Origin of the sequence: Vulcanococcus limneticus LL (assembly GCF_002252705.1) — a bacterium.
In the GTDB taxonomy this organism is placed as follows: Bacteria; Cyanobacteriota; Cyanobacteriia; order PCC-6307; family Cyanobiaceae; genus Vulcanococcus; species Vulcanococcus limneticus.
This window is the reverse complement of the sequence record NZ_NQLA01000003.1, coordinates 40,328-66,269: the sequence shown is the minus strand read 5'-3', so window position 1 is coordinate 66,269 and position 25,942 is coordinate 40,328. Positions and strand designations below refer to the sequence as shown.

Annotated in this window: 27 protein-coding genes; 17 read left to right on the top strand and 10 right to left on the bottom strand. The window is 69.4% G+C overall.

What is annotated here, in order from left to right:
• Positions 1–58 precede the first annotated feature (58 nt).
• The 3 genes from CJZ98_RS02530 to CJZ98_RS02520 form a co-directional block, all read right to left on the bottom strand.
• Positions 59–1,222, bottom strand: a complete 1,164-nt coding sequence (locus CJZ98_RS02530; protein ID WP_094588029.1) for a GuaB3 family IMP dehydrogenase-related protein — start codon at positions 1,220–1,222, stop codon at positions 59–61.
• A gap of 78 nt (positions 1,223–1,300) precedes the next feature.
• The gene (locus tag CJZ98_RS02525) at positions 1,301–2,035 is read right to left on the bottom strand and encodes a CAAD domain-containing protein (protein ID WP_094588027.1); all 735 of its coding nucleotides are present in this window, start codon (positions 2,033–2,035) and stop codon (positions 1,301–1,303) included.
• Positions 2,036–2,132: 97 nt separating this feature from the next.
• Entirely contained in the window at positions 2,133–3,302 is a 1,170-nt protein-coding gene (locus CJZ98_RS02520; RefSeq protein ID WP_094588025.1) for a homocysteine biosynthesis protein, read from the bottom strand.
• 44 nt (positions 3,303–3,346) lie between these two features.
• Between CJZ98_RS02520 and gyrA the strand changes: the two genes are divergently transcribed.
• The 3 genes from gyrA to crtL are packed head-to-tail and all read left to right on the top strand — an operon-like array spanning position 3,347 to position 8,458.
• Positions 3,347–6,058 carry a DNA gyrase subunit A gene (gene gyrA, locus CJZ98_RS02515; protein WP_094588023.1) on the top strand — a complete coding sequence of 904 codons (2,712 nt, stop codon included), beginning with the start codon at positions 3,347–3,349 and terminating at the stop codon, positions 6,056–6,058.
• Positions 6,051–7,184, top strand: a complete 1,134-nt coding sequence (locus CJZ98_RS02510; RefSeq protein ID WP_094588277.1) for a CARDB domain-containing protein — start codon at positions 6,051–6,053, stop codon at positions 7,182–7,184. The genes gyrA and CJZ98_RS02510 overlap by 8 nt, the downstream gene beginning before the upstream one ends.
• Positions 7,184–8,458 carry a lycopene beta cyclase gene (gene crtL / locus CJZ98_RS02505; protein WP_094588021.1) on the top strand — a complete coding sequence of 425 codons (1,275 nt, stop codon included), beginning with the start codon at positions 7,184–7,186 and terminating at the stop codon, positions 8,456–8,458. The genes CJZ98_RS02510 and crtL overlap by 1 nt, the downstream gene beginning before the upstream one ends.
• Before the next feature lie 27 nt (positions 8,459–8,485).
• Here crtL and CJZ98_RS02500 read toward each other — a convergent pair whose 3' ends face one another.
• Complete coding sequence (locus CJZ98_RS02500) at positions 8,486–10,057, bottom strand: glycoside hydrolase family 57 protein (protein ID WP_094588275.1); 1,572 nt, start codon at positions 10,055–10,057, stop codon at positions 8,486–8,488.
• Between the two features lie 166 nt (positions 10,058–10,223).
• Here CJZ98_RS02500 and CJZ98_RS02495 point away from each other — a divergent pair, with 166 nt between their 5' ends.
• From CJZ98_RS02495 to CJZ98_RS02480, 4 genes are all read left to right on the top strand, one after another.
• Complete coding sequence (locus tag CJZ98_RS02495) at positions 10,224–10,760, top strand: LabA-like NYN domain-containing protein (protein WP_094588019.1); 537 nt, start codon at positions 10,224–10,226, stop codon at positions 10,758–10,760.
• A 39-nt stretch (positions 10,761–10,799) separates the two neighbouring features.
• A complete protein-coding gene (locus CJZ98_RS02490) occupies positions 10,800–12,440 on the top strand; it encodes a 2-isopropylmalate synthase (protein ID WP_094588017.1) in 1,641 nt (546 codons plus the stop codon).
• A complete protein-coding gene (locus CJZ98_RS02485) occupies positions 12,437–13,276 on the top strand; it encodes a carbohydrate ABC transporter permease (RefSeq protein WP_094588015.1) in 840 nt (279 codons plus the stop codon). Before CJZ98_RS02490 ends, CJZ98_RS02485 begins: the two co-directional genes overlap by 4 nt.
• Positions 13,277–13,497: 221 nt before the next feature.
• On the top strand, positions 13,498–14,013 hold the full coding sequence (locus CJZ98_RS02480) for a hypothetical protein (protein WP_094588013.1): 516 nt from the start codon (positions 13,498–13,500) through the stop codon (positions 14,011–14,013).
• A gap of 140 nt (positions 14,014–14,153) precedes the next feature.
• Here the strand turns inward: CJZ98_RS02480 and CJZ98_RS02475 are convergent, their stop codons facing one another.
• Together CJZ98_RS02475 and CJZ98_RS02470 are read right to left on the bottom strand one after the other, a co-directional pair.
• The gene (locus tag CJZ98_RS02475) at positions 14,154–15,368 is read right to left on the bottom strand and encodes an aminotransferase class I/II-fold pyridoxal phosphate-dependent enzyme (RefSeq protein ID WP_232756125.1); all 1,215 of its coding nucleotides are present in this window, start codon (positions 15,366–15,368) and stop codon (positions 14,154–14,156) included.
• Positions 15,365–15,823 carry a hypothetical protein gene (locus CJZ98_RS02470; RefSeq protein ID WP_094588011.1) on the bottom strand — a complete coding sequence of 153 codons (459 nt, stop codon included), beginning with the start codon at positions 15,821–15,823 and terminating at the stop codon, positions 15,365–15,367. The genes CJZ98_RS02475 and CJZ98_RS02470 overlap by 4 nt, the downstream gene beginning before the upstream one ends.
• A gap of 172 nt (positions 15,824–15,995) precedes the next feature.
• Between CJZ98_RS02470 and CJZ98_RS18710 the strand changes: the two genes are divergently transcribed.
• Positions 15,996–16,241, top strand: a complete 246-nt coding sequence (locus tag CJZ98_RS18710; RefSeq protein WP_198537440.1) for a Nif11-like leader peptide family RiPP precursor — start codon at positions 15,996–15,998, stop codon at positions 16,239–16,241.
• A gap of 65 nt (positions 16,242–16,306) precedes the next feature.
• Here the strand turns inward: CJZ98_RS18710 and CJZ98_RS02460 are convergent, their stop codons facing one another.
• The 3 genes from CJZ98_RS02460 to CJZ98_RS02450 all read right to left on the bottom strand — a co-directional run bounded on the left by CJZ98_RS02460 (position 16,307) and on the right by CJZ98_RS02450 (position 17,592).
• Complete coding sequence (locus CJZ98_RS02460; RefSeq protein ID WP_094588007.1) at positions 16,307–16,723, bottom strand: hypothetical protein; 417 nt, start codon at positions 16,721–16,723, stop codon at positions 16,307–16,309.
• A gap of 24 nt (positions 16,724–16,747) precedes the next feature.
• Complete coding sequence (locus CJZ98_RS02455) at positions 16,748–16,933, bottom strand: hypothetical protein (RefSeq protein ID WP_094588005.1); 186 nt, start codon at positions 16,931–16,933, stop codon at positions 16,748–16,750.
• A gap of 89 nt (positions 16,934–17,022) precedes the next feature.
• A complete protein-coding gene (locus CJZ98_RS02450; RefSeq protein ID WP_232756146.1) occupies positions 17,023–17,592 on the bottom strand; it encodes a rhomboid family intramembrane serine protease in 570 nt (189 codons plus the stop codon).
• A 47-nt stretch (positions 17,593–17,639) separates the two neighbouring features.
• Here CJZ98_RS02450 and CJZ98_RS02445 point away from each other — a divergent pair, with 47 nt between their 5' ends.
• The 3 genes from CJZ98_RS02445 to feoB are packed head-to-tail and all read left to right on the top strand — an operon-like array spanning position 17,640 to position 20,454.
• Entirely contained in the window at positions 17,640–18,269 is a 630-nt protein-coding gene (locus CJZ98_RS02445; protein ID WP_094588003.1) for a DUF3598 family protein, read from the top strand.
• A gap of 59 nt (positions 18,270–18,328) precedes the next feature.
• Positions 18,329–18,577: a FeoA family protein gene (locus CJZ98_RS02440; protein WP_094588001.1), complete on the top strand. Its 249-nt coding sequence runs from the start codon at positions 18,329–18,331 to the stop codon at positions 18,575–18,577.
• Positions 18,574–20,454, top strand: a complete 1,881-nt coding sequence (feoB, locus tag CJZ98_RS02435; protein ID WP_255082249.1) for a ferrous iron transport protein B — start codon at positions 18,574–18,576, stop codon at positions 20,452–20,454. The genes CJZ98_RS02440 and feoB overlap by 4 nt, the downstream gene beginning before the upstream one ends.
• On the opposite strand, the gene CJZ98_RS02430 is transcribed toward feoB, so the two are convergent.
• Positions 20,451–20,783 carry a hypothetical protein gene (locus CJZ98_RS02430; RefSeq protein ID WP_198537439.1) on the bottom strand — a complete coding sequence of 111 codons (333 nt, stop codon included), beginning with the start codon at positions 20,781–20,783 and terminating at the stop codon, positions 20,451–20,453. The genes feoB and CJZ98_RS02430 overlap by 4 nt on opposite strands.
• A gap of 91 nt (positions 20,784–20,874) precedes the next feature.
• Between CJZ98_RS02430 and CJZ98_RS02425 the strand changes: the two genes are divergently transcribed.
• From CJZ98_RS02425 to CJZ98_RS02400, 6 genes are all read left to right on the top strand, one after another.
• Positions 20,875–21,180, top strand: coding sequence for a hypothetical protein (locus tag CJZ98_RS02425; protein WP_094587997.1), 306 nt, complete (start codon positions 20,875–20,877; stop codon positions 21,178–21,180).
• 158 nt (positions 21,181–21,338) lie between these two features.
• On the top strand, positions 21,339–21,590 hold the full coding sequence (locus CJZ98_RS02420; RefSeq protein ID WP_094587995.1) for a DUF3136 domain-containing protein: 252 nt from the start codon (positions 21,339–21,341) through the stop codon (positions 21,588–21,590).
• An 82-nt stretch (positions 21,591–21,672) separates the two neighbouring features.
• Positions 21,673–21,975 carry a hypothetical protein gene (locus CJZ98_RS02415; RefSeq protein WP_094587993.1) on the top strand — a complete coding sequence of 101 codons (303 nt, stop codon included), beginning with the start codon at positions 21,673–21,675 and terminating at the stop codon, positions 21,973–21,975.
• 50 nt (positions 21,976–22,025) lie between these two features.
• Complete coding sequence (locus tag CJZ98_RS02410) at positions 22,026–22,319, top strand: hypothetical protein (RefSeq protein ID WP_094587991.1); 294 nt, start codon at positions 22,026–22,028, stop codon at positions 22,317–22,319.
• A 177-nt stretch (positions 22,320–22,496) separates the two neighbouring features.
• The gene (locus CJZ98_RS02405) at positions 22,497–25,715 is read left to right on the top strand and encodes an efflux RND transporter permease subunit (protein ID WP_094587989.1); all 3,219 of its coding nucleotides are present in this window, start codon (positions 22,497–22,499) and stop codon (positions 25,713–25,715) included.
• The gene (locus CJZ98_RS02400; protein WP_094587987.1) at positions 25,712–25,942 is read left to right on the top strand and encodes a hypothetical protein; all 231 of its coding nucleotides are present in this window, start codon (positions 25,712–25,714) and stop codon (positions 25,940–25,942) included. The genes CJZ98_RS02405 and CJZ98_RS02400 overlap by 4 nt, the downstream gene beginning before the upstream one ends.

Here is a 25,942-nt window from a genome sequence, read left to right as displayed (position 1 = left end):
ACCCTGAGACTAGAGCCTGCGCCTGGAGCGGGGCGCCGCCGGTCCGTGGCGGGGATCCTTACTTGCCCATGCCCAGCTGCTGGGCCTTCTGGTACACCTTGCCTTCGGTCAGCAGCGAGGGAGCCACCACCACCTCCACCTGCTGCATCTCCTTGAGGGTGCGGGCGCCGAGGGTACCCATCGATGTCCTGATGCAGCCCAGAAGGTTCTGGGTGCCGTCGTCGAGGCCGGCGGGGCCGCGCAGGATCTTCTCCAGGCTGCCGGTGGTGCCCACCTTGATGCGGGTGCCGCGGGGCAGCACCGGGCTGGGGGTGGCCATGCCCCAGTGGAAGCCGCGGCCGGGGGCCTCGGCGGCGCGGGCGATCGGTGAGCCGATCATCACGGCGTCGGCGCCGCAGGCCAGGCATTTGCAGATGTCACCGCCGGTGACGATGCCGCCGTCGGCCACGATCGGCACGTAGCGGCCGCTCTCGGCGAAGTAGTCGTCGCGGGCGGCGGCGCAGTCGGCCACGGAGGTGGCCTGGGGGATGCCGATGCCCAGCACGCCGCGGCTGGTGCAGGCGGCGCCGGGGCCGATGCCCACCATCACGCCGGCAGCGCCGGCCCGCATCAGCTGCAGAGCCACGTCGTAGGTGACGCAGTTGCCGATCACCACGGGCACGCCGAAATCACGGCAGAGGGTCGCCAGGTCCAGGGTCTCCTGGCCCTCGGGGCCGATGTGCTCGGTGCTCACCACCGTGGCCTGCACGAAGAACAGATCAGCGCCGGCCTCAGCGATGGCCTGGCCGAACTTCAGGGCCGCCACGGGGGTGGCGCTCACCGCCGCAATGCCGCCCCGCTCCTTGATCTCGGCGATGCGCTTGCGGATCAGGTCCTCGCGCACGGGCTGGCTGTAGAGCTCCTGCATCAGCGGCACGAACGCGTCCTTGCCCACCGCCGCGATGCGATCGAGCACCGGATTGGGGTCGTCATAGCGGCACTGCACCCCCTCCAGGTTCAGCACCCCCAGGGCGCCGAGCTTGGTGAGTTCCACCGCCACGCCCACATCCACCACGCCGTCCATGGCGCTGGCGATGATCGGGATCTCGCGGGTGATTCCGCCCAGGCTCCAGCTGCTGTCGGTGACGGCTGGATCCACCGTGCGACCGCCCGGCACCAGGGCGATCTCGTCGATGCCGTAGGCGCGACGGACGGTACGGGAACGGCCGAGCTGAATGTCCACCTGGAACGTTGACGCAATCGGGCCAAGCTATCAACCGGCCCGATGGCGCCAGGGTCCCCCCGGTGGCGGGAGCCGGACTCAGCCCTGGCCGCGGAAGGCGTTCCAGCGGCTCTTGAGGCCGTCGACCACCTGCTGGCGGTCGCTGCTGCGCACCAGCCGCGTCAGGGCAAAGCGCACCACGGTGATCACGCCCACGAGCTCCAGCAGGCCGGGCACCAGGGGGATGTCCTCCAGGACATCCAGCAGGGCGGCATAGATCTGCAGCACCAGCACCGCCGCCACCAGGTAGGCCAGCAGGGTGAGCGGCGTGCGTGCCGTGTTGAACAGCTCTCGCAGCTGGCCGCTGGCAAGCCACTGCCGCACCTTGGCCACCAGCAGCTCCCATTCGCCGCCCTCACCGGGCTCCAGGGGCGGAACCTCGATCGTGGTGGCCACGCTCGGTTCTGCCGGCGCGGTGGGTGCCGGGGGACTGGCTGGGGCTTCCGGGGCCGCCGGTGTGGGTTCGACCGCGATGACTTGGGGGGGCGGCGCGGGCTCGCTGGGTTCGGGTGCCGGCGCATCGAAGGCACTGGCTGTGGGCTCGGTTGGCTCCAAGTGCTGCGGTTCGCCGGTGGGTTCGCCCTGGGCCACATCGGCTGGCAGCGGTGACTCAGCGGCCAAGGGCAAGCCCGTGCCGGGTGCTGTCTCGGTGTGCCTGAACAGGCTGGTCGGTGGCTCCAGGGGGGCTTCGCCCTGGTCGGTGCCGGCCCCGCCGTCTGGGCTTGAGTCGGTCGGCTGGGGGCCTTCGTTCGAGGCGGCGAAAGCGTCAGCCATGGATCCAGAGCGCGCAGGTCGGTGGGGGAGTTTACGGCCGTTTCCCGTCTGCAGGGTTCCCCCGGGGTCGCTGCCCTGACCGCTCCCTGCCGCCGCCTCAGCCCTCCAGCGGAATCAGGCCGGGTCGCTCCCCCAGGGGCGCCAGGGGCAGTCGCAGCGGGAAGCGGCCGTCCCGCAGCTGGGCCACCAGTTCGGCGGCGATCTCGGCGGCGATGCGAGGGCTGTGGGATGGGGCGCAGCGCAGCTTGCGGCCGTCCACCTGGATCTCGCCCGCCAGCAGCTGGCTGTAGGGGACACAGCCGAAGCTCGGTTTGATCCGGCGCGGGATCGAGAAGTCGAGCACCGGCGCCTCCAGCTCGTGGTCGCCGGCGGCGGCCTGGCGCGCCACCGCCAGATCCAGCAGCGGCACTGGCGCCGCCACCCCCACCAGCAGGCCGCTGCCGTGGCCCTCGAAGTGGGTGGCCCGCACCCAGGCGGGCCGCAGGCCCTGCAGATCCACCGCCAGGGCGCAGGCGGCGCCGGGCACGCGGGCGTGGCCGCTGGGCAGGCGCCGGGGGGCGGGGTTGTGGCCGCTGCCGGGGCCCAGGGCCCAGCCCAGGGCTCCACCCACCAGCACCGGCGAGCCCGGCCCCAGCAGCGACAGGCCCGGCATGGTCAGCCCGATGCTGGCGCTGCCGCCGCAGCTGTACAGGGCCGTCGTGTAGGGGCCCAGCAGGGGGCCCAGGGGACTGCGGGTCAGCCCCTCGGCACTGCTCACCGCCACCACGCCGTTCTCGCTGATGCCGCGGTGCAGCAGCAGCCGGCCGCTGCCGATGCGCTCCAGGGAGAGGCGGCTCTCCAGTTCGCGGCGGGGGTGCAGAGGCGTGGCCTCACCGCTGGCCGTCAGCGGCAGCTCAGCTCCCGCCAGCAGGTCGGCCAGCACCTGGGCGCCGCCGCGGTGGTTCGGGTCCGACAGGCCGCCGCCGATGGGCAGCACCAGATCGGTGGCGCCGCTGCCGCCCAGGCCCGCCACGCCCCCCAGCCGGAACTCGCGCACCCGGATCGGCGGATCGCTCGGGCCCAGGCCCAGTAGCAGCGAGGCCTGGTCGGTGAACTCGGCATTGGCGGCCACCACCACGTCGATGGCGGCGTAGGCGGTCTCCAGCCCCTCGGCCTCCACCTGTTCCCGAAAGGCGGCCCCGGTGCACACCCGGAGCTCTCCGCGGCGCTGCCGTTCCCGCAGCTCCGCCTCGCTGCGGGGCTCCAGGAGCCGGGGCTGGGGGGTCATGGCCGCAACACTCGATAAAATGGCGTCAACTCAGGCGGTCATCGATGGCGGATCCAGTAGGGACCGGTCCCACAGGTCCCGGCGAATCCGGCAACAACGGGGATTCCCGGATCATCCAGGCCGACCTCCGCAACGAGATGTCGCGCTCCTACCTGGAGTATGCGATGAGCGTGATCGTGGGCCGGGCCCTGCCCGACGCCCGCGATGGCCTCAAGCCGGTGCATCGCCGCATCCTCTACGCGATGTACGAGCTGGGCCTCACCAGCGACCGGCCCTACCGCAAGTGCGCCCGCGTGGTGGGCGAGGTGCTGGGTAAGTACCACCCCCATGGCGACACGGCGGTGTACGACGCGCTGGTGCGGATGGCGCAGGACTTCTCCATGCGCATGCCGCTGATCGACGGCCACGGCAACTTCGGCTCGGTGGACAATGATCCGCCGGCCGCCATGCGCTACACCGAATCGCGGCTGCAGGCCCTCACCACCGACAGCCTGCTCGAGGACATCGAAGCCGAGACCGTCGATTTCATCGACAACTTCGACGGTTCCCAGCAGGAGCCCACGGTGATGCCGGCGCGCATCCCCCAGCTGCTGCTCAACGGCTCCACCGGCATCGCCGTGGGGATGGCGACCAACATCCCGCCCCACAACCTCACCGAGCTGATCGACGGTCTGCTGGCCCTGATCGCCGATCCGGACGTCGACGATCGCGTGCTGACGTCGCTGATCCCTGGCCCCGACTTCCCCACCGGCGGCCAGATCCTGGGCCGCCGCGGCATTCGCGAGATGTACACCACGGGCCGCGGCTCGGTGACCATGCGCGGCGTCGCCTCGATCGAGACGATCGAAGCCAAGGGCCGGCCCGACCGCGATGCGGTGATCATCACCGAACTGCCCTACCAGACCAACAAGGCGGCGCTGATTGAGCGCATCGCCGAGCTGGTGAACGACAAGAAGCTCGAGGGCATCGCCGACATCCGCGACGAATCCGACCGCGACGGCATGCGGATCGTGATCGAGTTGCGGAGGGATGCCTACCCGCAGGTGGTGCTCAACAACCTGTTCAAGCTCACGCCGCTGCAGAACAACTTCAGCGCCTACATGCTGGCGCTGGTGAAGGGCGAGCCGGTGCTGCTCACCCTGCGCAAGATGCTCGAGGTGTTCCTCGAGTTCCGCGTCGAGACCATCGAGCGGCGCACCCGCTACCTGCTGCGCAAGGCCGAGGAGCGCGACCACATCCTGCTGGGTCTGCTGATCGCCCTCGACAACCTCGACGCGATCATCGCCCTGATCCGCGGCGCCGCCGACACCGCCACGGCACGCCAGGAGCTGCAGGAACAGTTCGGCCTCAGCGAGATCCAGGCCGACGCGATCCTGCAGATGCAGCTGCGGCGGCTCACGGCCCTGGAGGCCGATAAGATCCGCCTTGAGCATGAGGATCTACTCGCCAAGATCACCGACTACAAGGACATCCTGGCTCGCAAGGAGCGGGTGCTCGGCATCATCACCGACGAGCTGCAGGCGATCCGCAGCCGCTACGACTCCCCGCGCCGCACCGAGATTCTCGATCTCGAGGGCGGCCTGGAAGACATCGACCTGATCGCCAATGAGCGCTCGGTGGTGCTGCTCACCGAGAACGGCTACCTCAAGCGCATGCCGGTGAGCGAGTTCGAGGCCACCAGCCGCGGCACCCGGGGCAAGGCCGGTACCCGCAGCCCCGGTGCCAAGGGTCAGGGCGAGGAGGCCGTGAAGCTGTTCATCAGCTGCAACGACCACGACAACCTGCTGCTGTTCAGCGATCGTGGCGTGGTGTATTCCGTGCCTGCCTATCGGGTGCCGATCTGCAGTCGCTCCGCCAAGGGTACGCCGATCGTGCAGCTGCTGCCGATCCCCCGCGAGGAGCAAATCACCTCCCTCCTGGCGGTGGGTGCCTTCGAGGACAACATGGTGCTGGTGATGCTCACCAGCGGCGGTTACATCAAGCGCACGCGTCTCTCTGCCTTCGCCAACATCCGCTCCAACGGCCTGATCGCCATTTCCCTGGAGGATGGCGATGCCCTCACCTGGGTGCGGCTCGCCCTGCCCGGGGACAGCGTGCTGATCGGTTCGCGCAACGGCATGACGATTCACTTCCGCCTCAGCGACGAGGAGCTGCGTCCCCTGGGCCGCACCGCCCGAGGCGTGCGTGCCATGAACCTGCGCGAGGGCGATTCGCTGGTGAGCATGGACGTGCTGCCGGTGGAGTTGGCCGACCGGGTGGAGGGTGCCGCCGCCGGCGATGACGACGGCGAAGCCGAGGACGATGAGGTGACCCCGAGCGAGGGCCCCTGGGTCCTGGTGGCCTCCGCCAGTGGTCTGGGCAAGCGGGTGCCTGTAGATCAGTTCCGGCTGCAGAAGCGGGCCGGCATGGGCCTGCGTTGCATGAAGTTCCGCCGCGACGGTGACGTGCTGGTGGGTCTCAAGGTGCTCGGCGCCGGCGAGGAGCTGCTGCTGGTGAGCGAGCGCGGTGTGATCGTGCGCATGCAGGCTGACGCGGTGCCCCAGCAGTCGCGCGCCGCCACCGGCGTGCGGCTGCAGAAGCTGGATTCCGGTGACCGCCTGACCGAGGTGGTGCTGGTGCCGCCCGCGCCGGAGGAGGAGGAAACCGCTGCTGCCGAGGAACCCGACGGAGCTGACGTCACCCCGCCGGAGGCCGCCCAGGCCGACGATGGCCCATCGGATGCCGCCCAGGCCGAGGCTGCTGAACCCGATGCCTGATCGCGGCGGAGAGCTCTGGATCGCCAACACCATCAGCGACCTGATCCAGGGGGATGTGAAGGAGCATCTCCCCCTGGAGGCCATTCCCCTGGAGGGGGATGTGCTGGGGCTGGGCACCACCACCAGTGTCGACAACGGCGAACTCACCTTCCTGCGCAACGCCGCCGGCCACACCACCATCTGGAAGTGTCAGGCTGGCGATGGCGGCATCCGGGCCCTGCGGCCCGGCGATGGCAGTGGCCACTTTCCCTATGTGTGCTTCAGCGGCGATGCCGCGGCGCTGCGGGTGCCGCTTGATCCGGCCGAGCTGGGCCCGGTGCAGGGGCGACCGCTGCAGGAGCTGGTGGCGGCGGCGATCGCCAGGCTGCGCTCAGACGGACGGCTGGTCGAGGCCCCCATCTATGGCGTGCGCCTGATGGCCCACTGGCATTCCCTGGTGATCACGGTGGCCTCCAAGCTGTGCATGGGCCAGCAGCGTCGCAACACCGCCGTGGCCAGCAGTGAGGCCAGCGAGGGCACGGCCGGCCGCAGCCTCTACGACCTGCTGCAGCACTATCGCCTCGCCCCCGAGGATCCGGGGGACCCCGCCGATCCGATCCGCTTCCTCGGCCGCTCCCTGCTCTGGGATTGCTGCGGCTTCTTCGACATTGACCCCGGCTATGGCCGGGTCACCGTGCCCCAGGCCGGTGCCCATCTGCACCTGCATGGCTGCAGCACCGATCTGCGCTATGGCGGACACCTGCACCACGAACATCCCGGTACCCGGCTGCAGGCCCTCGATTCCCTGGCGATCTATCCGCTGACCCAGCTGCATCACCTGGCGAGTGATCTGGCGGTGGAGGACCTGCGCTTTGAGGCCGGATCCGCCCTGTTCACGGTGGCCAACCGCGGCGCCCTGGATGTGAGCGATGTGGGGGTCGCCGTGGTGGTCGACGACCGCTACGCGGGCCATCGCTACCTGCGCCTGCCCTGGCTGGCCGCTGGAGCGAGCGAACAGTTCAGCGTGCCCCTGGCCCTGGCGGCCGGTGCCCATAGGCTGGAGGTGATCGCCGACCCCGAGGGGGAGATCCTCGAGGCCCCGGAGCTGCAGGCGAACAACCGGGCCGGCCTGGATGTGGTGGTGTGATGGCGGTGGATGTGCTCGTGATCGGCTCGGGACCGGCCGCTCTGGCCATCGCCGCCGCCCTGGTGGAGCAGGGCCTCATGGTGGAAGCCCTGGCCAGCGTCGATCCCGAGGTCCCCTGGGCCAATACCTACGGCATCTGGGGGCCTGAGGTTGATGCCCTGGGCCTGGAGGCCTTGCTGGGCCACCGCTGGAGCCATACCAGCAGCTACTTCGGCGCGGATCCCCAGTCGCCTGCCACGGAGCATGGGACCGGGCAGCGCGGTGCCGTGAGCCATGGGATCGACTACGGCCTGTTCGACAAGACCAAGCTGCAGCACCACTGGCTGGAGCAGTGCCGCGGCGGTGGGCTGCGCTGGCACCGCGGCCTGGCCACCGCGATCCGGCACGAGGCGCTGCAGTCCACCGTCACCACCCAGGAGGGCCAGGAGCTGAGTGCCCGGCTGGTGGTGGATGCCAGTGGCCATCAGCCGGTGTTTGTGCAGCGCCCCGATGACGGGCCGGTGGCGGGCCAGGCCGCCTACGGGGTGGTGGGCACCTTCTCGGCCCCACCGGTGCAGCCCGGCCAGTTCGTGTTGATGGACTACCGCTGCGATCACCTCACCCCGCAGGAGCGGTGGGAGTCGCCCACGTTTCTCTACGCCATGGATCTCGGTGGCGGCGTGTTCTTTGTCGAGGAAACCTCGCTCGCCCTGGCGCCGCCCGTCCCCTACGACACGCTGAAGGATCGGCTGCTGCGCCGCCTGGCCCATCGCGGTGTGCAGGTGCTGGAGATCCAGCACGAGGAGTTCTGCCTGTTCCCGATGAACCTCCCCCTGCCGGACCTCGGGCAGCAGGTGGTGGGGTTTGGTGGGGCAGCCTCGATGGTGCATCCCGCCTCCGGTTACATGGTGGGCGCGCTGCTGCGCCGGGCCCCCGTTCTGGCGGCCGCGATTGCCTCGGGCCTGCGCACTCCGGGGCTCGACTCCGCCAACCTGGCTCGCCGTGCCTGGGCGGCCCTCTGGCCCCTCCAGCTGCGCCGCAAGCACGCCCTCTACCGCTTCGGCCTCGACAAGCTGATGCGCTTCCCCGAGGCCCAGCTGCGGGCGTTCTTCGCCAACTTTTTCGCCATGCCCCCCGCGCAGTGGTATGGCTTTCTCACCAACACCCTGCCCCTGCCGCAGCTGATCGCCGCGATGCTGCGCCTGTTCGCCACGGCCCCCTGGAGCGTGCGCTGGGGGCTGCTGGAGCCCCGCGGCCGTGAGCTGGCGCTGCTGGGCCGGCTGTTCTGGCCCTGAGGAGCGGGGCCCTGCAGCCCGGCACCCTCAACCAGCTGGAGGTGATCTGAGCGGCAGGCTGGCCCAGTCGGCCGCATTCACCAGCGGAAACAGGCCATCCTCCCGCTGCACCGCCGCCAGCCAGTCGGCCGGGGGCGTATCGCGGCCATCCACGGCGGCCAGCAGCCGCCAGAAGCGGTTCAGGTGGCGGTGGATGCGCTCGCGGGCCAGGTCGGTGGTGGTGCCGGCCCGCAGGATGAAGCTCCAGTCGGAGCTCTGGGCCAGCAGCAGTTCGCGGGCGGCCTGGTTGAGCAGATCCCGGGCCTGGGCGCTGGCCACGCCACTGTTCACCCGGGCCACCATGGCGGCGGTGGCGCGGTGCCACTCCGGCACGATCCAGGCGTTGGTCTCGTTGAGCCAGTAGTTGTGGTAGCCGCCCTGGCCCCAGCTGGAGGGGGAGGGCTGGCAGAGCTGCAGGGTCTGGCCGCCGCCCAGGCTCTCCCGCAGGCTCACCAGGCCCACGCTGGCCGCCGGCGCCTGGCGGAACAGCTCGGCCAGGAAGCGTGGACCCTCGTACCACCAGTGGCCGAACAGCTCGGCGTCGAAGGGGGCCACCAGCAGCGGCCGCCGCTCCATGGCCCCGGCCAGCTGCTCCAGTTGCTCGCGGCGCCCCGCCAGGTAATGGCCGGCATCGGCGGCGGCGGCGGCGGCGGCCCGCTTCGGCTCGTAGGGCTGCTTCTGCTCCAGCGGGCAGTCGCGACCGCTGACGCTATGCAGCTTCAGGCCCAGGGGCCTGGGGCTGGCGATGCCATGCTCCACCAGCTCGCTGGACGGCAGGTCCCAGCCGAGGTCGCGGTGGAATTCCCGGTAGGCGGCCTGGCCGGGGTAGCCGTCGCGGGCGCTCCACACCGGCAGGGTGGAGCCGCTGTCGCGGCCGAAGAAGGCCATGCCGCCGGGGCTCACGATCGGCGCGTAAACGCCGAAGCGGGGCCGCGGCAGCCCGTGCAGCAGGCCATGGGCATCGAGGATCGCGTAGCGCAGGCCCGCGCCTGTGAGGATCCGATCGAGCCCCTCGTAGTAGGCGCATTCCGGCAGCCAGATCCCCTGGGGCCGCGTCCCCAGCAGCCGCTCGTGTTCGCGCACCGCCGTGAGCAGCTGGCCCCGCACCGCCTCAGGGAACTCCCGCAGCAGCGGCAGGTAGCCGTGGGTGGCGGCGCAGGTGAGCAGATCGAGCACTCCGGCCTGCTGCAGCCGGCGGAAGCGGGGCAGCAGGTCGCCGCCGCAGGACTGCCAGGCGGCGATGGTGGCCTCCAGCCGGGCGGCCTGGGCGCTGGCGGCGGCGGCATGGCTGGGGTGAGCCTGGGCCAGCAGCTCCAGGCGCACCGCCAGCCAGGGCTGGAAGCGGGCGCCCAGCTCGGCGCTGCCCAGCAGCGACAGCAGGGTGGGCGAGAGCCCCAGGCTCAGCCGCGGCCGCTGGGCGGGGTCGGCGGCTGCGGCCTCCAGCACCTCCAGCAGCGGGATGTAGCACTCCAGCAGGGCCTGGAAATACCAGTCCTCCTCCAGGGAGCCGGGCTCGCTGCTGTGGACGTAGGGCAGGTGGGCGTGCAGGACGATCGCCAGGTCGCCACCTCTGGCAGTCGGAGCATCGCTGGCAGCTCCCGCAGAGTCACTGGCCGCCCCCGGACCACCATGCACTGGTGCCCGTTCGCCACCGGCCACGGCACTCCCCTGGATTGGCAGTCAGCTTAGGCGCTGCTCCTAGGCTGGACTCCGCGATGGAGCGCCGATGCAGCTGGCCCTGGCGGTGGATGGTCACAGCATGTTCTATGCCCAGCAGAAGCTGGGTTGGTTCTTCGATCCGCGCCGGCTACTGGAGTACGCCACGGCCACCCCTGGGGTGGAGATCGGCAGCGCCTTCTGGTACACCGGCCTGAAGGATCCCACCGACCAGCGCCCGTTCCGCGACGCGCTCACCTCCCTGGGCTACACGGTGCGCACCAAGCCGTTGCGGGAATTCGGCCATGACTCCGAGCAGCGCCAGTTCGCTCGGGCCAACCTGGATGTGGAGATCGCCATCGACCTGATGGCGGTGGCCCACCGCAGCGATGAGCTGTGGCTCCTCAGCGGCAGCCGCGACCTGGAGCGCCTGGTGGAGGTGCTGCGGGCCCGGGGGCTGCGGATCACGGTGTTCAACACCGACGGCATGGTGCCCCGGGAGCTGCGTAACGCCGCCGATCGCTTCGTCGATCTGGCCACGCTGCGGCCCCAGCTGGAGAAGGCCGAGGCGCTGCAGGCGCCGGTGTTCAGCCGCTCGGCCCCCTAGGATGGGGCTAAGTCATATCAAGTCCGCCTTGTAACCGCCATGGCCCGCGATCCCGGCCGGGTATTGATCTTCGATACCACCCTGCGCGATGGGGAGCAGTCCCCGGGCGCCAGCCTCAACCTTGAGGAGAAGCTGGCGATCGCGCAGCAGCTGGCCCGGCTGGGCGTGGATGTGATCGAGGCGGGCTTCCCCTTTGCCAGCCCCGGGGATTTCAACGCGGTGCAGCGCATCGCCGCCAGCGTCGGCAGTGCCGAGGGGCCAATCATCTGCGGCCTCTCCCGGGCGGCCCGCGGCGACATCAAGGCCTGCGCCGACGCCGTTGCTCCCGCCGCCCACAGGCGCATCCACACCTTCATCGCCACCAGCGACATCCACCTCGAGCACAAGCTGCGCAAGAGCCGCGCCGAGGTGCTGCAGATCGCCGCGGAGATGGTGGATTACGCCCGCTCCCTCGTGGACGACGTGGAGTTCTCCTGCGAGGACGCTGGCCGCTCCGACCCCGAATTCCTCTATCAAGTGATTGAGGCGGCGATCGCTGCCGGTGCCACCACGGTGAACATCCCCGATACCGTGGGATACACCACCCCGGCTGAATTCGGTGCCCTCATCGATGGGATCAATCGCCATGTGCCCAACATCGATCAGGCGGTGATCTCCGTGCATGGCCACAACGACCTGGGCCTGGCCGTGGCCAACTTCCTGGAGGCCGTGAAGACCGGCGCCCGCCAGCTGGAGTGCACGATCAACGGCATCGGCGAGCGGGCCGGCAACGCCTCGCTCGAGGAGCTGGTGATGGCGCTGCACGTTCGCCGCAGCTACTTCAACCCTTTCCTGGGCCGGCCGGTGGAGAGCACCGAGCCGCTCACGGGCATCCGCACCGAGGAGATCTACAAGACCTCGCGGCTGGTGAGCAACCTCACCGGCATGGCTGTGCAGCCCAACAAGGCGATCGTGGGGGCCAATGCCTTTGCCCACGAATCGGGCATCCACCAGGACGGCGTTCTCAAGAACCGCCTCACCTACGAGATCATCGACGCCCGCACCATCGGCCTGGCCGACAACCGCATCTCCCTGGGCAAGCTCTCCGGCCGCAGCGCCTTCCGTGCCCGCCTGGAGGAGCTCGGCTACAACCTCGATCGCGAGGATCTCGACGACGCCTTCGCCCGCTTCAAGGAGCTGGCTGATCGCAAGCGTGAGATCACCGACCGCGACCTGGAGGCGATCGTGAGCGAGCAGGTGCAGCAGCAGGATGAGGCCCGCTACGCCCTCAAGTCGGTGCAGGTGAGTTGCGGCACAGGCCTGTTGCCCACGGCCACCGTGACCCTCACCAGCGCCGATGGCGCCGACCTCACCGAGGCATCCATCGGCACAGGACCGGTGGATGCCGTGTGTCAGGCCCTCAACCGCCTGGCCCAGGTGCCCAACGAACTGGTGGAGTTCTCGGTGAAGTCGGTCACCGAGGGGATTGATGCCATGGGCGAGGTGACGATCCGCCTGCGCCAGAATGGCGTGCTATACTCCGGCCATGCCGCCGACACCGACATCGTGGTGGCGGCGGCCCAGGCCTTCGTCAACGCCCTCAACCGCCTGGTGGCCGGCACCCAGCGCAGCCCGCTCCATCCCCAGAAGGCGCCATTGCCGGTGGGCGATCTGCCCCTGGCCGATCGGCCGCGGGTGTGACGAGCGCGCGACCCCGGGGCGTGCTGGTGCGCGCCCTGCAGCTGGCCCTGCTGCTGCTGCTGGCCATCGCCATGCTGGTGCCCCTGTTCTGGTTGGTGAGCACCTCGCTCAAGGGCCCGGCCGAGGACATCTTCACGATGCCGCCGGCCCTGCTGCCGGCCCAGCCCAGTCTGGAGGCCTATGGCCGGCTGTTCGGCGAAAACCCGATCGGCGCCTACATTCTCAACAGCACGATCGTCAGTGGGCTGGCGGTGGTCGCCAACCTGTTGTTCTGTTCCCTGGCCGCCTATCCGCTGGCGCGGATGCGCTTCGCCGGTCGGGGCCTGGTGCTGGCCCTGGTGGTGGCCACGATTCTGATCCCCTTCCAGGTGGTGATGATCCCGCTCTACCTGCTGATGGTGCAGCTGGGGCTGCGCAACACCCTCTGGGCCCTGATCCTGCCCCAGGCCGCCACGGCCTTCGGCATCTTTCTGCTGCGCCAGAGCTTCGCCGGGGTGCCGGTGGAGCTGGAGGAAGCGGCCCGCATCGACGGCTGCACGCCCCTGGGGGAGTGGTGGAACGTGATGATCCCGGCGGCGCGGGCTGATCTGATCACCCTGGCGATGTTCGTGTTCATCGGCACCTGGAGTGATTTCCTCTGGCCGCTGGTGATCCTCGACGACCCCAAGCTCTACACCCTGCCCCTGGGCCTGCAGCAGCTCGCCACCAGTTTTTCGCTGGATTGGCGCCTGGTGGCGGCCGGTGCGGTGGTGTCGATTCTGCCGGTGCTGGGTCTGTTCATTGGCCTGCAGCGCTACATCCTACCCAGTGCCACTGGAGATGCGGTCAAGGGCTGAGTTCGCAGGCGGAACCGCCTTTTCCCTTCGGCGAGGCACCGCTCTCCTCCGCTGTTCCCATTCGAACCGGTGAGATGCCTCTGCTGCGGTGTATCACCAGCTGAGTGATCACCTCTCTTGGGGTGATCTATGTTGCGAGTGTGTTGCTCATGCGGCGAGCCTGATTTCCGCTAGCAGCCAGGCCTAGCAACAGAGTGCGCGATGTCAGTTGAAGATGTCAGTTGGTGATGAAGTTAGTGATGAGGTTGGTGATTAAGTTGCTCTCCGGTCTTGCCGTCTCCCTGCTCAGTTTTGGCGCCCTGATGATTTCCTTCCCGCTGCTCGCCGATACCGTGGATGCCCGCTGTGATCTCTTTCCTGCCGGAAAGGATCGGGCCCCATCCTCGGGGTTGTGTACCTTCTCCCAGCGGCAGGGCTATGTGACCATCCGACTCAAGAACGGTCAAACCATCGAGCGCAAGCCGAACGGGAGCACGTCCAACGCCTTCTTCGATTCCCAGGGTGAACCCGCCAGGCGCGAGATCCTGGACGCTAAGCGCGGCCATGTGTACCGGCTGGCGACCCAGTCGATCGTTGTCTTCTGGGATCCGGCTCCCTACAAGCGGGGTGTCAACGCCGGCAAGGGCAGCTCCGTTCCAGGCTGCGGGACATCCACGGCCAAGCCTCCCGAATTGGTCCGGCTGCCGCTCGGTAACGACCAGGTGACATTCGAGGGCAGTTGCCGGGCCTATTGGTGACGCCGCCAGGGTTCTGGCTGCCGAGGAGGCTGTCAAGCGCTACTTCCGGGAGCAGGGGCTCTGAGCCCGGCGCGGGGCCGGATGCTCGGCCGGGAGCCCAGCCTCCTGACCGCAGGGCCTTCTGCCAGCGGAGTGGCTGCTCAGCCCGCGGCCAGCTGCTCCAGGCCCCGGGTCAGCCGGGTCAGGGCCTCCGCCAGATCAGCTTCCCCCAGCATCCCGTAGCTCAGCCGCAGACAGCAGCCCGTCAGCCCGAAGCTGCTGCCGCTCACCAGTGCCACCCCGTGCTCGCGGATCAGGCGCTCCATCGCCGTGTCTGCGGGGAGCGGTGAGTCCAGCTCCAGCAGGGCGTAGAAGGCGCCCTCGGGCTGCACCATCAGGCGCCAGGGCGCGCCGGGGATGGCCAGGGCCTCCAGCACCTGCTGGCGCCGGTCTGCCAGGGTCGCGATCCGGTCGCGGCACCAGTCGCCACCGGCCTCCAGGGCTGCCACGGCCGCGTGCTGCACCAGCCGCGGCGCGCAGATCAGCACCGTGTCCTGCACCTTGGCCAGCGCCGGCATCAGGGCCTCGGGCACCACGGCCCAGCCCAGGCGCCACCCCGCCATGCCGTGGCTCTTGGACAGGGAGCCGAAGCTCACGGTGTGGGCGCCGCTGCCCGGCTGGCTGGCCGGGCTCCAGGGTTGGGCCCCGCCGTAACCGAACAGGGCATAGGCCTCGTCGTGCAGGTGCAGCAGGCCCCTCTCGGCGCAGAGCCGGTTGATCGCCTCCAGCACCGTCCGTGGCAGCACCGCCCCGCTGGGGTTGTTGGGCGACACGGTCACGATCGCCCGGGTGCGGGGCGTGATCGCCGCCGCCAGCCGCTCCGGATCCGGAACTACGCCCGCCTCCACCGCCACCGGCACCCCGCCCGCCAGCTGGATCGCCATGGCGTGGTTGAAGTAGTAGGGCACCGACAGGATCAGCTCATCGCCTGGGTCGCACAGCACCTGCACCACGGCGTTGAAGGCCATGTTGCTGCCGGCGGTCACCAGCAGGGTGCTCTCGCTGAGGTCGAGGTTGTGCTCCTGGCCCAGGTGGCGGGCGATGGCGGCGCGCAGCTCGGGCTCCCCCTCCACCGGCCCATAGGCGTTGAGATCGGGATGGTTCCGTGCGGGGGCGTTGCCTGGCGTGTCGACCAGCAGCGCCTCGCGCAGGGCGATCTGCACCGCAGGCGGCGGCCCCCAGTTCACCATGCCCTGGCCCAGGGAGAGGGTGCCGGGGCTGTCCCGGATCAGGGCGCCCATCACCGGAATCACCGGGGTCTGCACCGAGGCCAGGCGCTGGGCCGGACAGGCACCCCGGCCGCTGGTGCCGCTCACGGCTGGGTCGGCGCCGCCGGCCGCGCCGGGGACGGGCTGGAGGGCTGGGGCGTCAGGCCGCCGCCCAGGTCCTCGCGGGGCAGCAGCGGTGTGGCTTGCGGGGCCGCCGTTGCCGGTCGCTGCCGCAGCTGCTGGCGCAGGCTCTCCTGTTGGGCCCGCAGCTCCTCCACGGCGCCCTCCAGTCCATCGAAGCGATGCAGCCGCTGCACCGTGGAGCGCAGTTGCTCCTCCAGGGCGTTGGTGCGCTCCAGGTCGCGGGAGTTCTCCAACGACTGCACCCGTCCCTGCAGGGCCTCCAGTCGGCCGGCCTGCTGGCGCACCTGCTGCAGCAGCACCAGGAACAGCACCGCCACCATCGCCGTGAGCCCCGTGCCCAGCCAGCGCATCCAGGGGGGCAGGGGGCTGGGGTCCAGGGACCGGGCGGCGGCGGGCGGCGGACTGGGACTGGCGGACATGCGAGAGGCGCTGGTGGCGGGCCCGAGGGCTGGCAGGCCAAGTCTGGGGGCTGGTTGCGCCGCTGGCGAGCGGCTCGGGCTGCGGTGGCGAGCCTGGGCGGCGGCGTCCCCACGCCTCAGCTGCCAGGTGGGCCTAGCGGTCGCTAGGACAGGGCCATTGCGCTGCGGTCCCTTGTCCCTCGATCAACTCGACGCCTTCCTGGCCCACGCCCGCAGCAGCTCCAGCCTGAGTGAGCAGCTGCAGCAGCCCCTGGAGCTTGAGGCCCTGCTGGCCCTGGCGGCCGCCGAGGGCTTTCTGGTGAGCGAGGCGGATGTGATCGCGGCCCAGGCCCGTGAGGAGGAGAGCCTCAGCGATGAGGAGCTCCAGCGCCGCGCTGGCCAGGACGCCCGCAAGCTGCGCACCTTCATCCCCGGCTGAGGCTGGATCGGGGGACTGTCCCGATCCAGGGGCCGGCGGCCTGCCCCTGATCCGGCGGGTCCAGCTCAGGAGGCGCTCCTGTAGAGCGCCGGAGCGCTGAAGCGGGCGTAGTGGCCTTCGCCGCGGAACCAGAACTCTGGCTCGGGGGTGAGGTCGGGGGCCTCCAGGGCCCAGCGCTCGCTCAGGTAGCCGGCGAAGTCGGGCTCGCTGCTGGCGGGGGTGCCATCCCAGTAGACGACCGCGAAACTCACGGCCCGCACCAGATGGCCGGCCCCCTCCAGCCCATCGGCCTCCTCCACCTGTTCGGCCAGCAGATGGGTGCGGAAGGGGCCGTCCTGGCCCTGGCCCTGGCCCTCCAGGGCGTACTTGAGGAAATAGAGCTGGCGGGCCCGGGGAAAGATCGGTCCAGGCGCCTGCCGCAACAGCGCCACGAAGGCCGTCTCGAAGGCGCTGGGATCCTTGGTTTCCGGGTGGCTGCTCATGCCTCCATCCTGCCGGCCCGGAACTCAGGCCTTGCCCAGCAGGCGGCAGCCGATCTGGATGGTGCCCTCATCCAGCAGCCGGCCCAGCTTGAGGGCGAAGGCCTCTTCCTGACGGTCGAAGCTGGCCTGGTGGCTGGTGATCCAGGCAATCTCCTCGGCGGTGATCACGCCGGTGGCGACGCTCTCCAGGTAGATCTCCCCGACGATCATGGCTCCACTGGCGGTGGGACGACGCTATCGGGGCGGCCCGCTGAGGCCAGGGGGTGCAATCACTTGTTACCGCAGCGGCGGTAGGTGGCTCAGCGGGAAGGGCGACCGGCCGGCTCCCGGTGGATCGCGAAGGCGGCCAGCACGCCGCCGGCGAAGCCCGCCACGTGGCCGATCCAGCTCACCCCCGGCGGCGAGGCGAAGGGCAGCAGGCTTGGCAGGATGCCGCCCCAGGTCACCAGGCAGAACACCGACAGCAGCAGGCTGAGCGGGTGCTTCTCCAGAAAGCCGATCACCATCAGATAGCCGAGCAGTCCATAGACCACGCCCGAGAGGCCGTGGCTGCCGTTGGGCCAGAGCAGCCACACCGGGATGGCGGTGGCGTAGACGCCGATCCACACCGCCAGGTAGTCGCGCCGGCCCTTGGCCAGCACCAGCCAGGACAGCGGCAGAAACAGCAGCGTGTTGCTGAGCAGATGGCCGAAGCCGCTGTGGCTGAAGGGCGCGGTGAACACGCCCAGCAGGCTGCCGCCCGCGGCGGCGGGCAGCATCGGCAGGTTCCAGCGGCCGCCGAACAGCAACTGGTCCACCAGCTCCTGGGCCCAGGCCACACCCACCAGCAGGAGCGACAGCTGGAAGCCGGTGCGCAGGCGGCGGGTGATCACCACGGTGAAGCAGGGGGATCCAGCCTGCCAGCATCGGCCCTGTCATGCCGCCATCCCCCGTGCTCGTGTCCCAGCCCAGCCCCCAGCAGCGCCGCCAGTGGCTGCTGGGGCCCAACGCCGGCGCCTGGCATGGCTCCTTCATCCGCTGTGGTGCCGATGGGGTGGAGCAGGAGCGGTTTCCCACCCAACTGGCGGTGCAGGAGCAGAACGGCGAGATCGACGCCTCCCTCACCTATGTCCACACCGGCCAGGTGCGCAGCATGCGCTTCGCCGAGCCGCCGCCGGAGATGCAGATCAGCCCCGCGGGCCACTGGAGCCTGGGGCCGGATCGGATCGGGCCCTGGCCGTTCTTCGCGGAGCTGTGCCTGGTGCATGGCGATCGCCGCCGGCGCGTGGTGCTGCGCCATGGCAGCGAGCATCCCGAGAGCCTGGTGGTGGTGGTGGAGGCGCGGCCGGGCGTGGAGGATCCAGCGCCGGCGGCGCCCTTGGCGGCTGCGCGGCTGGGCCCGGGCCGCTGGAGCCCGGAGCCGGGGCTGGAGATCGAGACAGCGAGCGGCCGCAGCCTGGGGGATCCGGTGGGCACCTGCCTGCGCTGGAGTCCGGAGCCCGGGGTGGTGCTCGAGATCTGTCGCCGCTACGGCGCCAGTGGGCTACTGGAACCCCTGGCTCCGTAGCGGCGTGGACGCGAGGCCAGGCATAGGATATTGCAACTCACTTGCAATAAGCGGAGTCGATGCGAACGGTCCCCCTGCTCGCCGACCTGGTCCCCGGCCAGTCCGCCACCATCGCCTCCCTGGCGGCCGACTCCGGCCTGGGTCAGCGCCTCGCCGCCCTGGGCCTGCGCCCCGGCCAGCGCGTTGAGCTGCTGCGCCGGGCCAGCTGGGGCGGGCCCCTGCACCTGCGCGTCGGCATGACCGAACTGATGCTGCGCCGCCGCGACGCGGCCCGGGTGGGCATCACCGCCCTGGGTGGGGCCGCGTGAGCCACTGCCAGAGCCCCATCTGGAGCGCCCCCGCCGGCCAGGCCACCGTCGCCGTGCTGGGGATGCCGAACACCGGCAAGTCCACCTTCTTCAGCCAGCTCACCGGCAGCCACGCCCATATCGGCAACTGGCCCGGCCTCACCGTGGACCTGCTGCAGGCCGACCTCGACCTGGAGGGCCGCCCCGCCCAGCTGGTGGATCTACCCGGCATCTACGACCTGCGCGGCCACTCCGAGGACGAGGCCGTGGTGCGCCGCTTCCTGGAATCCACCCCGATCGACCTGGTGGTGGTGATCCTCAATGCCAGTCAGATCGATCGCCAGCTGCGCCTGGCGCTGCAGGTGCGACAGCTGGGGCTGCCGGCCCTGCTGCTGCTCAACATGGCCGATGAGGCCCGCCGCTTCGGGGTCGTGATCGATGCCGAGCACCTGGGGGCCGAACTGGGTCTGCCGGTGCTGCTGGTGAGCGCCAAGTACCGGCGCGGCCTGGCCCAGGCTCGCCAGGCCATGGTGCGCCAGCTGGGCGGCGCATCCGGTCCGGCCGCGCCTGGGGTTGCGGCTCCACCTGCGGCCATCCCGCTGCTGGAGCCGTTGCTGGAGGCCGGTGAGCCCGAACTTCCCGGGCGCATGGCGGCCCTGTTGGCCGCGGCGGTGAGCCTGCCGCCCCAGTGGCGCGATCGCCTCACCCGCCGGCTCGATGGGCTGCTGCTGCACCCGTGGCTGGGGTTGCCGCTGTTCTTCCTGGCGATGGCCCTGATGTTCCAGGTCATCTACGCCATCGGCGTGCCGCTGCAGGAGGCCCTCGGGGCCCTGCTCGATGCCTTCGGCAAGGGCGTGCTGACGCCGCTGCTCTCCGGTCTGCCGCCATTCCTGAAGGGCTTCCTGCTCGATGGCCTCTATCAGGGCCTTGGCACGGTCACGGCGTTCCTGCCGGTGATCTTCCTGTTCTTCCTGGCCATGGGCGTGGTGGAGGACAGCGGCTATCTCTCGCGGGCCGCCTATCTGATGGATGCCTTCATGGAGCGGCTCGGGCTCGATGGCCGCAGCTTCGTGCTGGCGCTGATGGGGTTTGGCTGCAACGTGCCGGCGATCCTGGGCACCCGGGTGATGCGCAGCAGCGGCCTGCGGCTGCTCTCGATGTTGATCATTCCCTTCTCGCTCTGCTCGGCCCGCCTGAACGTGTTCCTGTTCATGGCGGCGGCCTTCTTCCCGGCGCGTCAGGGCGGCCTGGTGATCTTCGGGCTCTATCTGATGAGCTTTGCGGCGGCCATCGTCACGGCGTTGCTGTTCAAGGGGCGCTTCAACAGCAGTGAGCCGTTGGTGCTGGAGTTGCCTCCCTATCGCTTCCCCACCCTGCGCCAGATGCTCAACCGCGCCTGGGCGGAGGTACGCCATTTCTGGTTCTGGGCGCGCCGCTTCATCGTCTTCGGGGTGGTGGCGGTGTGGCTGCTCAACAACCTGCCGCTGGGGGTGGCGCCGGCCTCGGATGCCTCACTCTCCGGCCAGCTGGGTGAGCTGCTGCAGCCCCTGCTCGGCCCGATCGGCATCAACCCCAAGCTCACCGTGGCGCTGGTGTTCGGCTTCATCGCCAAGGAGATCGTGCTCGGTGGCCTGGCAGTGATCTACGGCCAGGCCGATCCGGCGGCCCTGGGCCGCGCTGTGGCGGCCGATGTGAGCTGGACCCAGGCCGTGAGCTTCATGCTGTTCACCCTGCTCTACACGCCCTGCCTCTCCACGGTGGCCGTGATCCGCAGCGAGTCGAAGCGGCTGGGCTTCACGGTGTTCAGCGTGGTCTGGTCGTTCTTGCTGGCCTGGCTGGTGAGCTTTGGCTTCTTCCAGGGCGCGAGCCTGCTGCAGCAGCTGGGGGTGCTCGGCTAGGGGCCTCCGCCCACGCTGGGACCGCAACCCACGCTCTGCTTCAGGATCTCCAGCCGGTCGATCTCGGCCTCGGCGCTGTCGATGCCCAGCTCCACGGCCCGGGCGTAGGCCACCTGGGCGAGATAGAAGACGCTGCAGGCCCGCTGCCGGTTCTGGGGACCCTGCTGGCGGGAGAGCTCCATGCCGCTGCGCTCCATGGCCTGGCCGGCCGCCAGGGTGCGCTTGGCCAGCTCGCTTGTGGCCGCTGGCGGCGGTGGAGGCTCCACCTGGGCCCTGGCAGCGCCGATGACCCCCCAGGACGTCAGGCTGCTGGGTGCCAGAACAGCCACGGCGATGGCGGCAGCGCAGCCCGGCCGGCGGCCCCAGCGGCGCTGGAGGACGACCCGGGGTCCATAGATTGGGGGGGCTGCCGGAGGCACCATGACCTTCTACGAGCTGCTCTGGGAGGGGGAAGGCTGTGGCGATGCTGCTGATCTTGCCGAAGCTCTCGCCTTTTTTCAGGAACTCAAGCCCAAGGATCTGAGCTGGCAGCAGGTGTGCGCGGATCCCCGCTACGCCCCCACGATTCGCCGCTACCGCTCCTTCGAGGCCTTTCTCGACAACGAGGACGAAGTGGAGACCATCTTGCCGTCCCTGGAGATGCTGGAGGCGGCGGCACCGGAGTCCACGACAGACACCGTCTCGGCAGATTCCGCTACTCCGGAGACCGACGACCCCGTTGCGTGAATAACTCCCCGAGGGGTGTCGGGTGGCACCTGTTACGGGATGGTCCACTTGTAAGACTCGAGCCGTGGCGGTCGTCCCGGCAAGGGCGCCGCTGGACATGCGGTCACCTCCGGCCGATGCCTGCCGTGTGGGGCCAGACATTCGATGGGATCTCAGCGATGACATCAGCGAATCCGGGCCTGACCATCGGTGAACTGGAGGCCAACTACTCCCTCTATTGCAAGGCCCTCAAGTTGCTGCTCCTCGAGGGTCGCAGTCTCACCCGCATCCAGCGCACCGTCTGCTGGGAGCGGCTGGAGATCCTGCACAGCTGCCTGCCCAACCGCTACCGCGCCCCCGACTATCTGGCCGCCCTGCTGCGCCGCGAGATCACCGAGCAGGCCGAAGGGGCCAGCCAGGCCGTCGGCTGACGGGCTCCCTGCCGGGGCGCGTCGGCGGTCGCCGGTTGCTGAACGGCGGTCGGCCAGAGTGGAGGGGCATGCTTCTGGCGCGATGCAGGTCAACGAGATCGATCTGGCGGCGGCCAGCCCGGTGAACGACCTCTGGTCCGGCCTGGTCGAGTGCCTGGGGCTGGAACGGGGAGCCCGGGCGGCGCGCCAGGCCCTGGACCTGCAGGCGATGCACGGCACGGACGGCACCCTGCCGATGCTGCTGGTGGAGACCTGTGGCATCGCCCTCGTGCAGCGCCAGCAGCTGCGGGTCGCGACGGGCCTACCGGTGCCGGAGGCTCCTGGGGTGGTGCTGCTGTTCAGTCGCCGCCAGGCCGCCATCCAGTTGCTGCAGTGGCAGGGCTGAGGATGTCCTGGCGTGGCTCCTAGCCTGGCCGGCATCTTTCCGCACTCCCCATGGCGATCCCTGCTCGCTCTCTTTCCGGCGTGGCGGCCCTGGCCCTGGCGGCCGCCGGATCGCTGCTGGTTGGTGCCGCCCCGGCCCGGGCCTCCATCGACAGCGATCGGGTGACCGGGCTTTGCCTGGCGGGCTTCAATGCCGCCATGGCGGCGGCCCGCAAGACGGCCCCTCCGGGCATGGGCGACTTCACCTGCAAGTGCTTCCTGGAGCAGGTGAGCAACAATGCCAGCCTCGATCAGGCCCGCGAAACCTGCAGAACCCGGGCTGCTGCCAAGTTCACCGTGAAGTGACGGTGGACGGCCCTGTTCGCAGAACGGGCGGTTGGGTGTGATCGGGGCCGTGTGATGGCTGGAGGTGATGACCCTGCGTGAGGGTCTTGGTGTTGTGCCTGGACCAAGGCTCTCCTCCGTTCCTAGCCTTCGTCCATTGCCCGGCGCCCAAGGCGGCCGTGCCGAGAGCAGAAGGCGATGAGTCTGTCCGATCGGTTCATCCGCAGCCCCGTGCTCACCACGGTGTGCTCGCTGGTGATCCTGATCCTGGGGGCCGTGGCGATTCCGCTGCTGCCGCTGGAGAAGCTGCCGCAGATGGCCCCCACCCAGATCAAGGTGTCGGCCACCAACATCGGTGCCGATGCCCGCACCACCACCGACACGGTGACGCGGGTGATCGAAAAGGAGATCAACGGGGTCGAGTCCATGAAGTACATGGCCTCGAACACATCCTCGGCGGGGGTGAGCAACATCACCGTGTCGTTCCCGGTGGAGGTGGACCGCAAGATCGCTCAGGTGAATGTGCAGAACCGGGTGAGTCAGGCCACCCCGGCACTGCCCGATGTGGTGAAGCAGACGGGTGTGACGGTGGAGGCGGCCTCCCCCAGCCTCTTGCTGGCCTACGGCTTTTATTCAGAGCTCGATGCCCAGGGGCAGCCCCTCTACGACCCCCTGTTCATCAGTAACTACATCGACCAATACATGCTCGATGAGATCACGCGGGTGCCGGGAATCGGCAACGCCACGATTCTCGGGGAGCGCAAGTATGCCCTGCGGCTGTGGCTGGATCCGGCCAGGCTCGCCTTCCATGACCTCACGCCCATGGATGTGGAGCGGGCCCTCAAGGAGCAGAACCTGCAGGTGGGCGCCGGCAAGGTGGGCCAGGAGCCCAGTGCGGCGGGCCAGCAGGTCACGATTCCCCTCAAGGCGGAAAGCCGCTTCCGTTCGCCCGCCGATGCCGAAAACCTGATCCTGAAGTCGGATGCCGAGGGCACGATCGTCAGGCTGGGGGATGTGGGGCGGGCCGAGCTCGGCGCCGAGAACTACGACATGGTGACCACCATCACCGGCAAGCCCTCGGCTGGTCTGGCGCTCTATGCCCTGCCTGGCGCCAATGCCCTCGATACGGGTAATCGGATCAAGGCGAAGGTGGAGGAACTGGCGGCCAGTTTTCCGCCGGGACTGAACTATGAGATACCCTACGACTCGACCCTGTTTGTGATCACGTCCCTGCAGGATGTGACCTCGAACCTGTTCCAGGCGATCGTGATGGCGGTGCTCACGATCCTGCTCTTCCTGCAGGACTGGCGCTCCACGATTGTGCCGGCCCTGGCGATGCCCGTGGCGATGGTGGGGGCGATGGCGGTGCTGCTGGGGCTGGGCTTCAGCATCAACCAGCTCACGATGTTCGGCATCATTCTGGCGATTGGCACGGTCACCGACGATGCCGTGGTGATCGTGGAGGCGATCAAGGCCAAGCTCGGCCAGGGGATGCGTCCGGTTCAGGCGGCCCTCGATGCCATGAATGAGCTGGCGTCCCCCACGATCACGGCGGCTCTGGTGCAGCTGGCGGTGTTCATCCCGGTGTGCTTCTTTCCGGGCACCACCGGCATCGTCTACCGCCAGTTCGCCGTCACCCTGGCGGCCGCGATCGTGTTCTCCACCTTCAACGCCCTCTCCTTCTCGCCCACGATCGGTGCCCTGTTCCTGCGGCCCGAGGGCTCCAAGCCTGATCGTCTCGACCGCCTCCTGGACTGGAGCCTGGGCTGGCTGTTTCGCCTGTTCAATCGGGGCTTCGGCGCCGTGGTGGCCTGGTATGGACGCACGATCGAAACCCTGGTGCGGTTCCGCTATCCGGTGCTGGCCCTGTTCGTGGGCGGCCTGGTGGCCACGGTGCTGATGCTCAGGCTGGTGCCGGTGGGGTTCATCCCCGAGGAAGACCAGGGGCTGATGATCCTGATCGGTGAGGCGCCGCCCAGCGTCGCCCTCCCCTACACCGAAGGCCAGGTGAAGCAGGTGGGCCAGATCCTCGACGACTTCCCCGACATCGAGAGCTACCTCGGGGCCGCGGGCTTCGGCCTGGAGGGCAACGGCTACAACAAGTATCTGTTCTTCATCCGCCTCAAGGCCTGGGGGGATCGCCCCAACGCTGACCAGTCGGTGTTCAGCCTGCTCCAGGACCTCAACGGCCGCCTGCAGAAGGAGGTGAGTGGCTCGCTGGCCTTTGCCACCAACGTGCCGCCGATCGATGGGGTGGGTGCCACCGGTGGCTTCGAGTTTCAGCTGCAGAACCGGGCCAGCCTGCCCACCGAGGCCCTGCTGAGCAACGTCAATCGCCTGATCGCTGCGGCCCGGGAGCGGCCCGAGCTGCAGCGGGTCACCACCACTTTCACCCCGGCCTCCGAGCAGATCTCCGTGGGAATTGATCGCGAGCTGCTCAAGAGCCTCGATGTGGATGTCAATGAGGCCTTCGGCACGGTGCAGTCCTACATGGGCGGCAAATATGTCAACGACTTCGTGCTGGGCTCGAATCAGTACCGGGTCTACATTCAGGCCGAGGGCATCGATCGCGCCGATCCCGAGAGCATCGGGTCGTACTTCGTTCGCAATCGCAGCGGCAAGCTCGTGCAACTGCGCAACGTGGTGACCCTGGAGCCGTTCCAGGCCCCGCCCACCCTCACGGGCTACAATGTCTATGAGGCGATCAAGGTGCAGGGGTCCCCGGCGCCCGGCTACAGCACCGGCCAGGCGATCGCGGTGATGGAGGAGTTGGCCGCCCAGGTGCTCGACCCTGGCTTCGGCTACGAGTGGACAGGCCTGGCCCTGGAGGAGACCAGCGCCGGCGGCGCCACTACGGCGATCTTCGCCCTGGCCTTCGTGCTGGTGTTCCTGATCATGGCCGCCCAGTACGGCAGCTATGTGGATCCATTGATCATTCTGCTCACGGTGCCCCTGGCGGCCCTGGGGGCCCTCGCGGCGATCTGGCTCCGGGCCAATCTGTTGCAGCAGGGCAGCTTTTGGCCCGTGATCAGCAACGACATCTTTGCCCAGGTGGGCCTGCTGATGCTGATCGGCATGGCCAGTAAGAACGCGATCCTGATCGTGGAGCAGGCCAATGAGTTCCTCCGCCTCGGCATGGGCCTGCAGCAGGCGGCGATAGCGGCCTCCAAATCGCGCTTCCAGCCGATCGTGATGACGGCCGCCTCGGGTCTGGTGGGCTACATCCCGCTGATGACCGCGGCCGGTGCGGGCGCCATCAGCCGCTGGTCGATCGGCACCGTGAGCTTCGGCGGCTACCTGATCGCCACGGTGCTCAGCCTGGGGGTGGCGCCGGTGCTGTTCATCGTGATTAAGGGCCTGGAGCGGCGTTATCTGCAGGGGCGGCCGCCCGCGGCGGCCGCCCCTGGAGCTCCATGACACCGCGCAAGCTGCTCGTGGTGGCGATTCTCGGTGCCCTGCTCGGGGGCCTGTTCGGCGTAGCCGTGCGGCAGTTGGCCGTGGGACCCACGGGCCGGCCGCGTTTCGAGAGCGCCTTCTACAGCGCCCTGCGGCGCCACTACCCCTGGATCGGGGCCGGGGCCGGTGCCCTGGCGGGCCTGGGTTTCGCCGCCATCGGCCATGCCAGCCGAGATCGCCAGCGCTAG

Coding starts and splice junctions, on each gene's coding strand:
- CJZ98_RS02440 (WP_094588001.1), top strand. CDS start 18,329: ATGCGAACGGTCCCCCTGCTCGCCGACCTGGTCCCCGGCCAGTCCGCC.
- CJZ98_RS02490 (WP_094588017.1), top strand. CDS start 10,800: ATGGCCCGCGATCCCGGCCGGGTATTGATCTTCGATACCACCCTGCGC.
- CJZ98_RS02425 (WP_094587997.1), top strand. CDS start 20,875: ATGACCTTCTACGAGCTGCTCTGGGAGGGGGAAGGCTGTGGCGATGCT.
- CJZ98_RS02410 (WP_094587991.1), top strand. CDS start 22,026: ATGGCGATCCCTGCTCGCTCTCTTTCCGGCGTGGCGGCCCTGGCCCTG.
- CJZ98_RS02455 (WP_094588005.1), bottom strand. CDS start 16,933: ATGATCGTCGGGGAGATCTACCTGGAGAGCGTCGCCACCGGCGTGATC.
- CJZ98_RS02445 (WP_094588003.1), top strand. CDS start 17,640: ATGCCGCCATCCCCCGTGCTCGTGTCCCAGCCCAGCCCCCAGCAGCGC.
- CJZ98_RS02460 (WP_094588007.1), bottom strand. CDS start 16,723: ATGAGCAGCCACCCGGAAACCAAGGATCCCAGCGCCTTCGAGACGGCC.
- CJZ98_RS02470 (WP_094588011.1), bottom strand. CDS start 15,823: ATGTCCGCCAGTCCCAGTCCGCCGCCCGCCGCCGCCCGGTCCCTGGAC.
- CJZ98_RS02405 (WP_094587989.1), top strand. CDS start 22,497: ATGAGTCTGTCCGATCGGTTCATCCGCAGCCCCGTGCTCACCACGGTG.
- CJZ98_RS02525 (WP_094588027.1), bottom strand. CDS start 2,035: ATGGCTGACGCTTTCGCCGCCTCGAACGAAGGCCCCCAGCCGACCGAC.
- crtL (WP_094588021.1), top strand. CDS start 7,184: ATGGCGGTGGATGTGCTCGTGATCGGCTCGGGACCGGCCGCTCTGGCC.
- CJZ98_RS02520 (WP_094588025.1), bottom strand. CDS start 3,302: ATGACCCCCCAGCCCCGGCTCCTGGAGCCCCGCAGCGAGGCGGAGCTG.
- CJZ98_RS02495 (WP_094588019.1), top strand. CDS start 10,224: ATGCAGCTGGCCCTGGCGGTGGATGGTCACAGCATGTTCTATGCCCAG.
- CJZ98_RS02415 (WP_094587993.1), top strand. CDS start 21,673: ATGCAGGTCAACGAGATCGATCTGGCGGCGGCCAGCCCGGTGAACGAC.
- CJZ98_RS02420 (WP_094587995.1), top strand. CDS start 21,339: ATGACATCAGCGAATCCGGGCCTGACCATCGGTGAACTGGAGGCCAAC.
- CJZ98_RS02510 (WP_094588277.1), top strand. CDS start 6,051: ATGCCTGATCGCGGCGGAGAGCTCTGGATCGCCAACACCATCAGCGAC.
- CJZ98_RS02400 (WP_094587987.1), top strand. CDS start 25,712: ATGACACCGCGCAAGCTGCTCGTGGTGGCGATTCTCGGTGCCCTGCTC.
- gyrA (WP_094588023.1), top strand. CDS start 3,347: ATGGCGGATCCAGTAGGGACCGGTCCCACAGGTCCCGGCGAATCCGGC.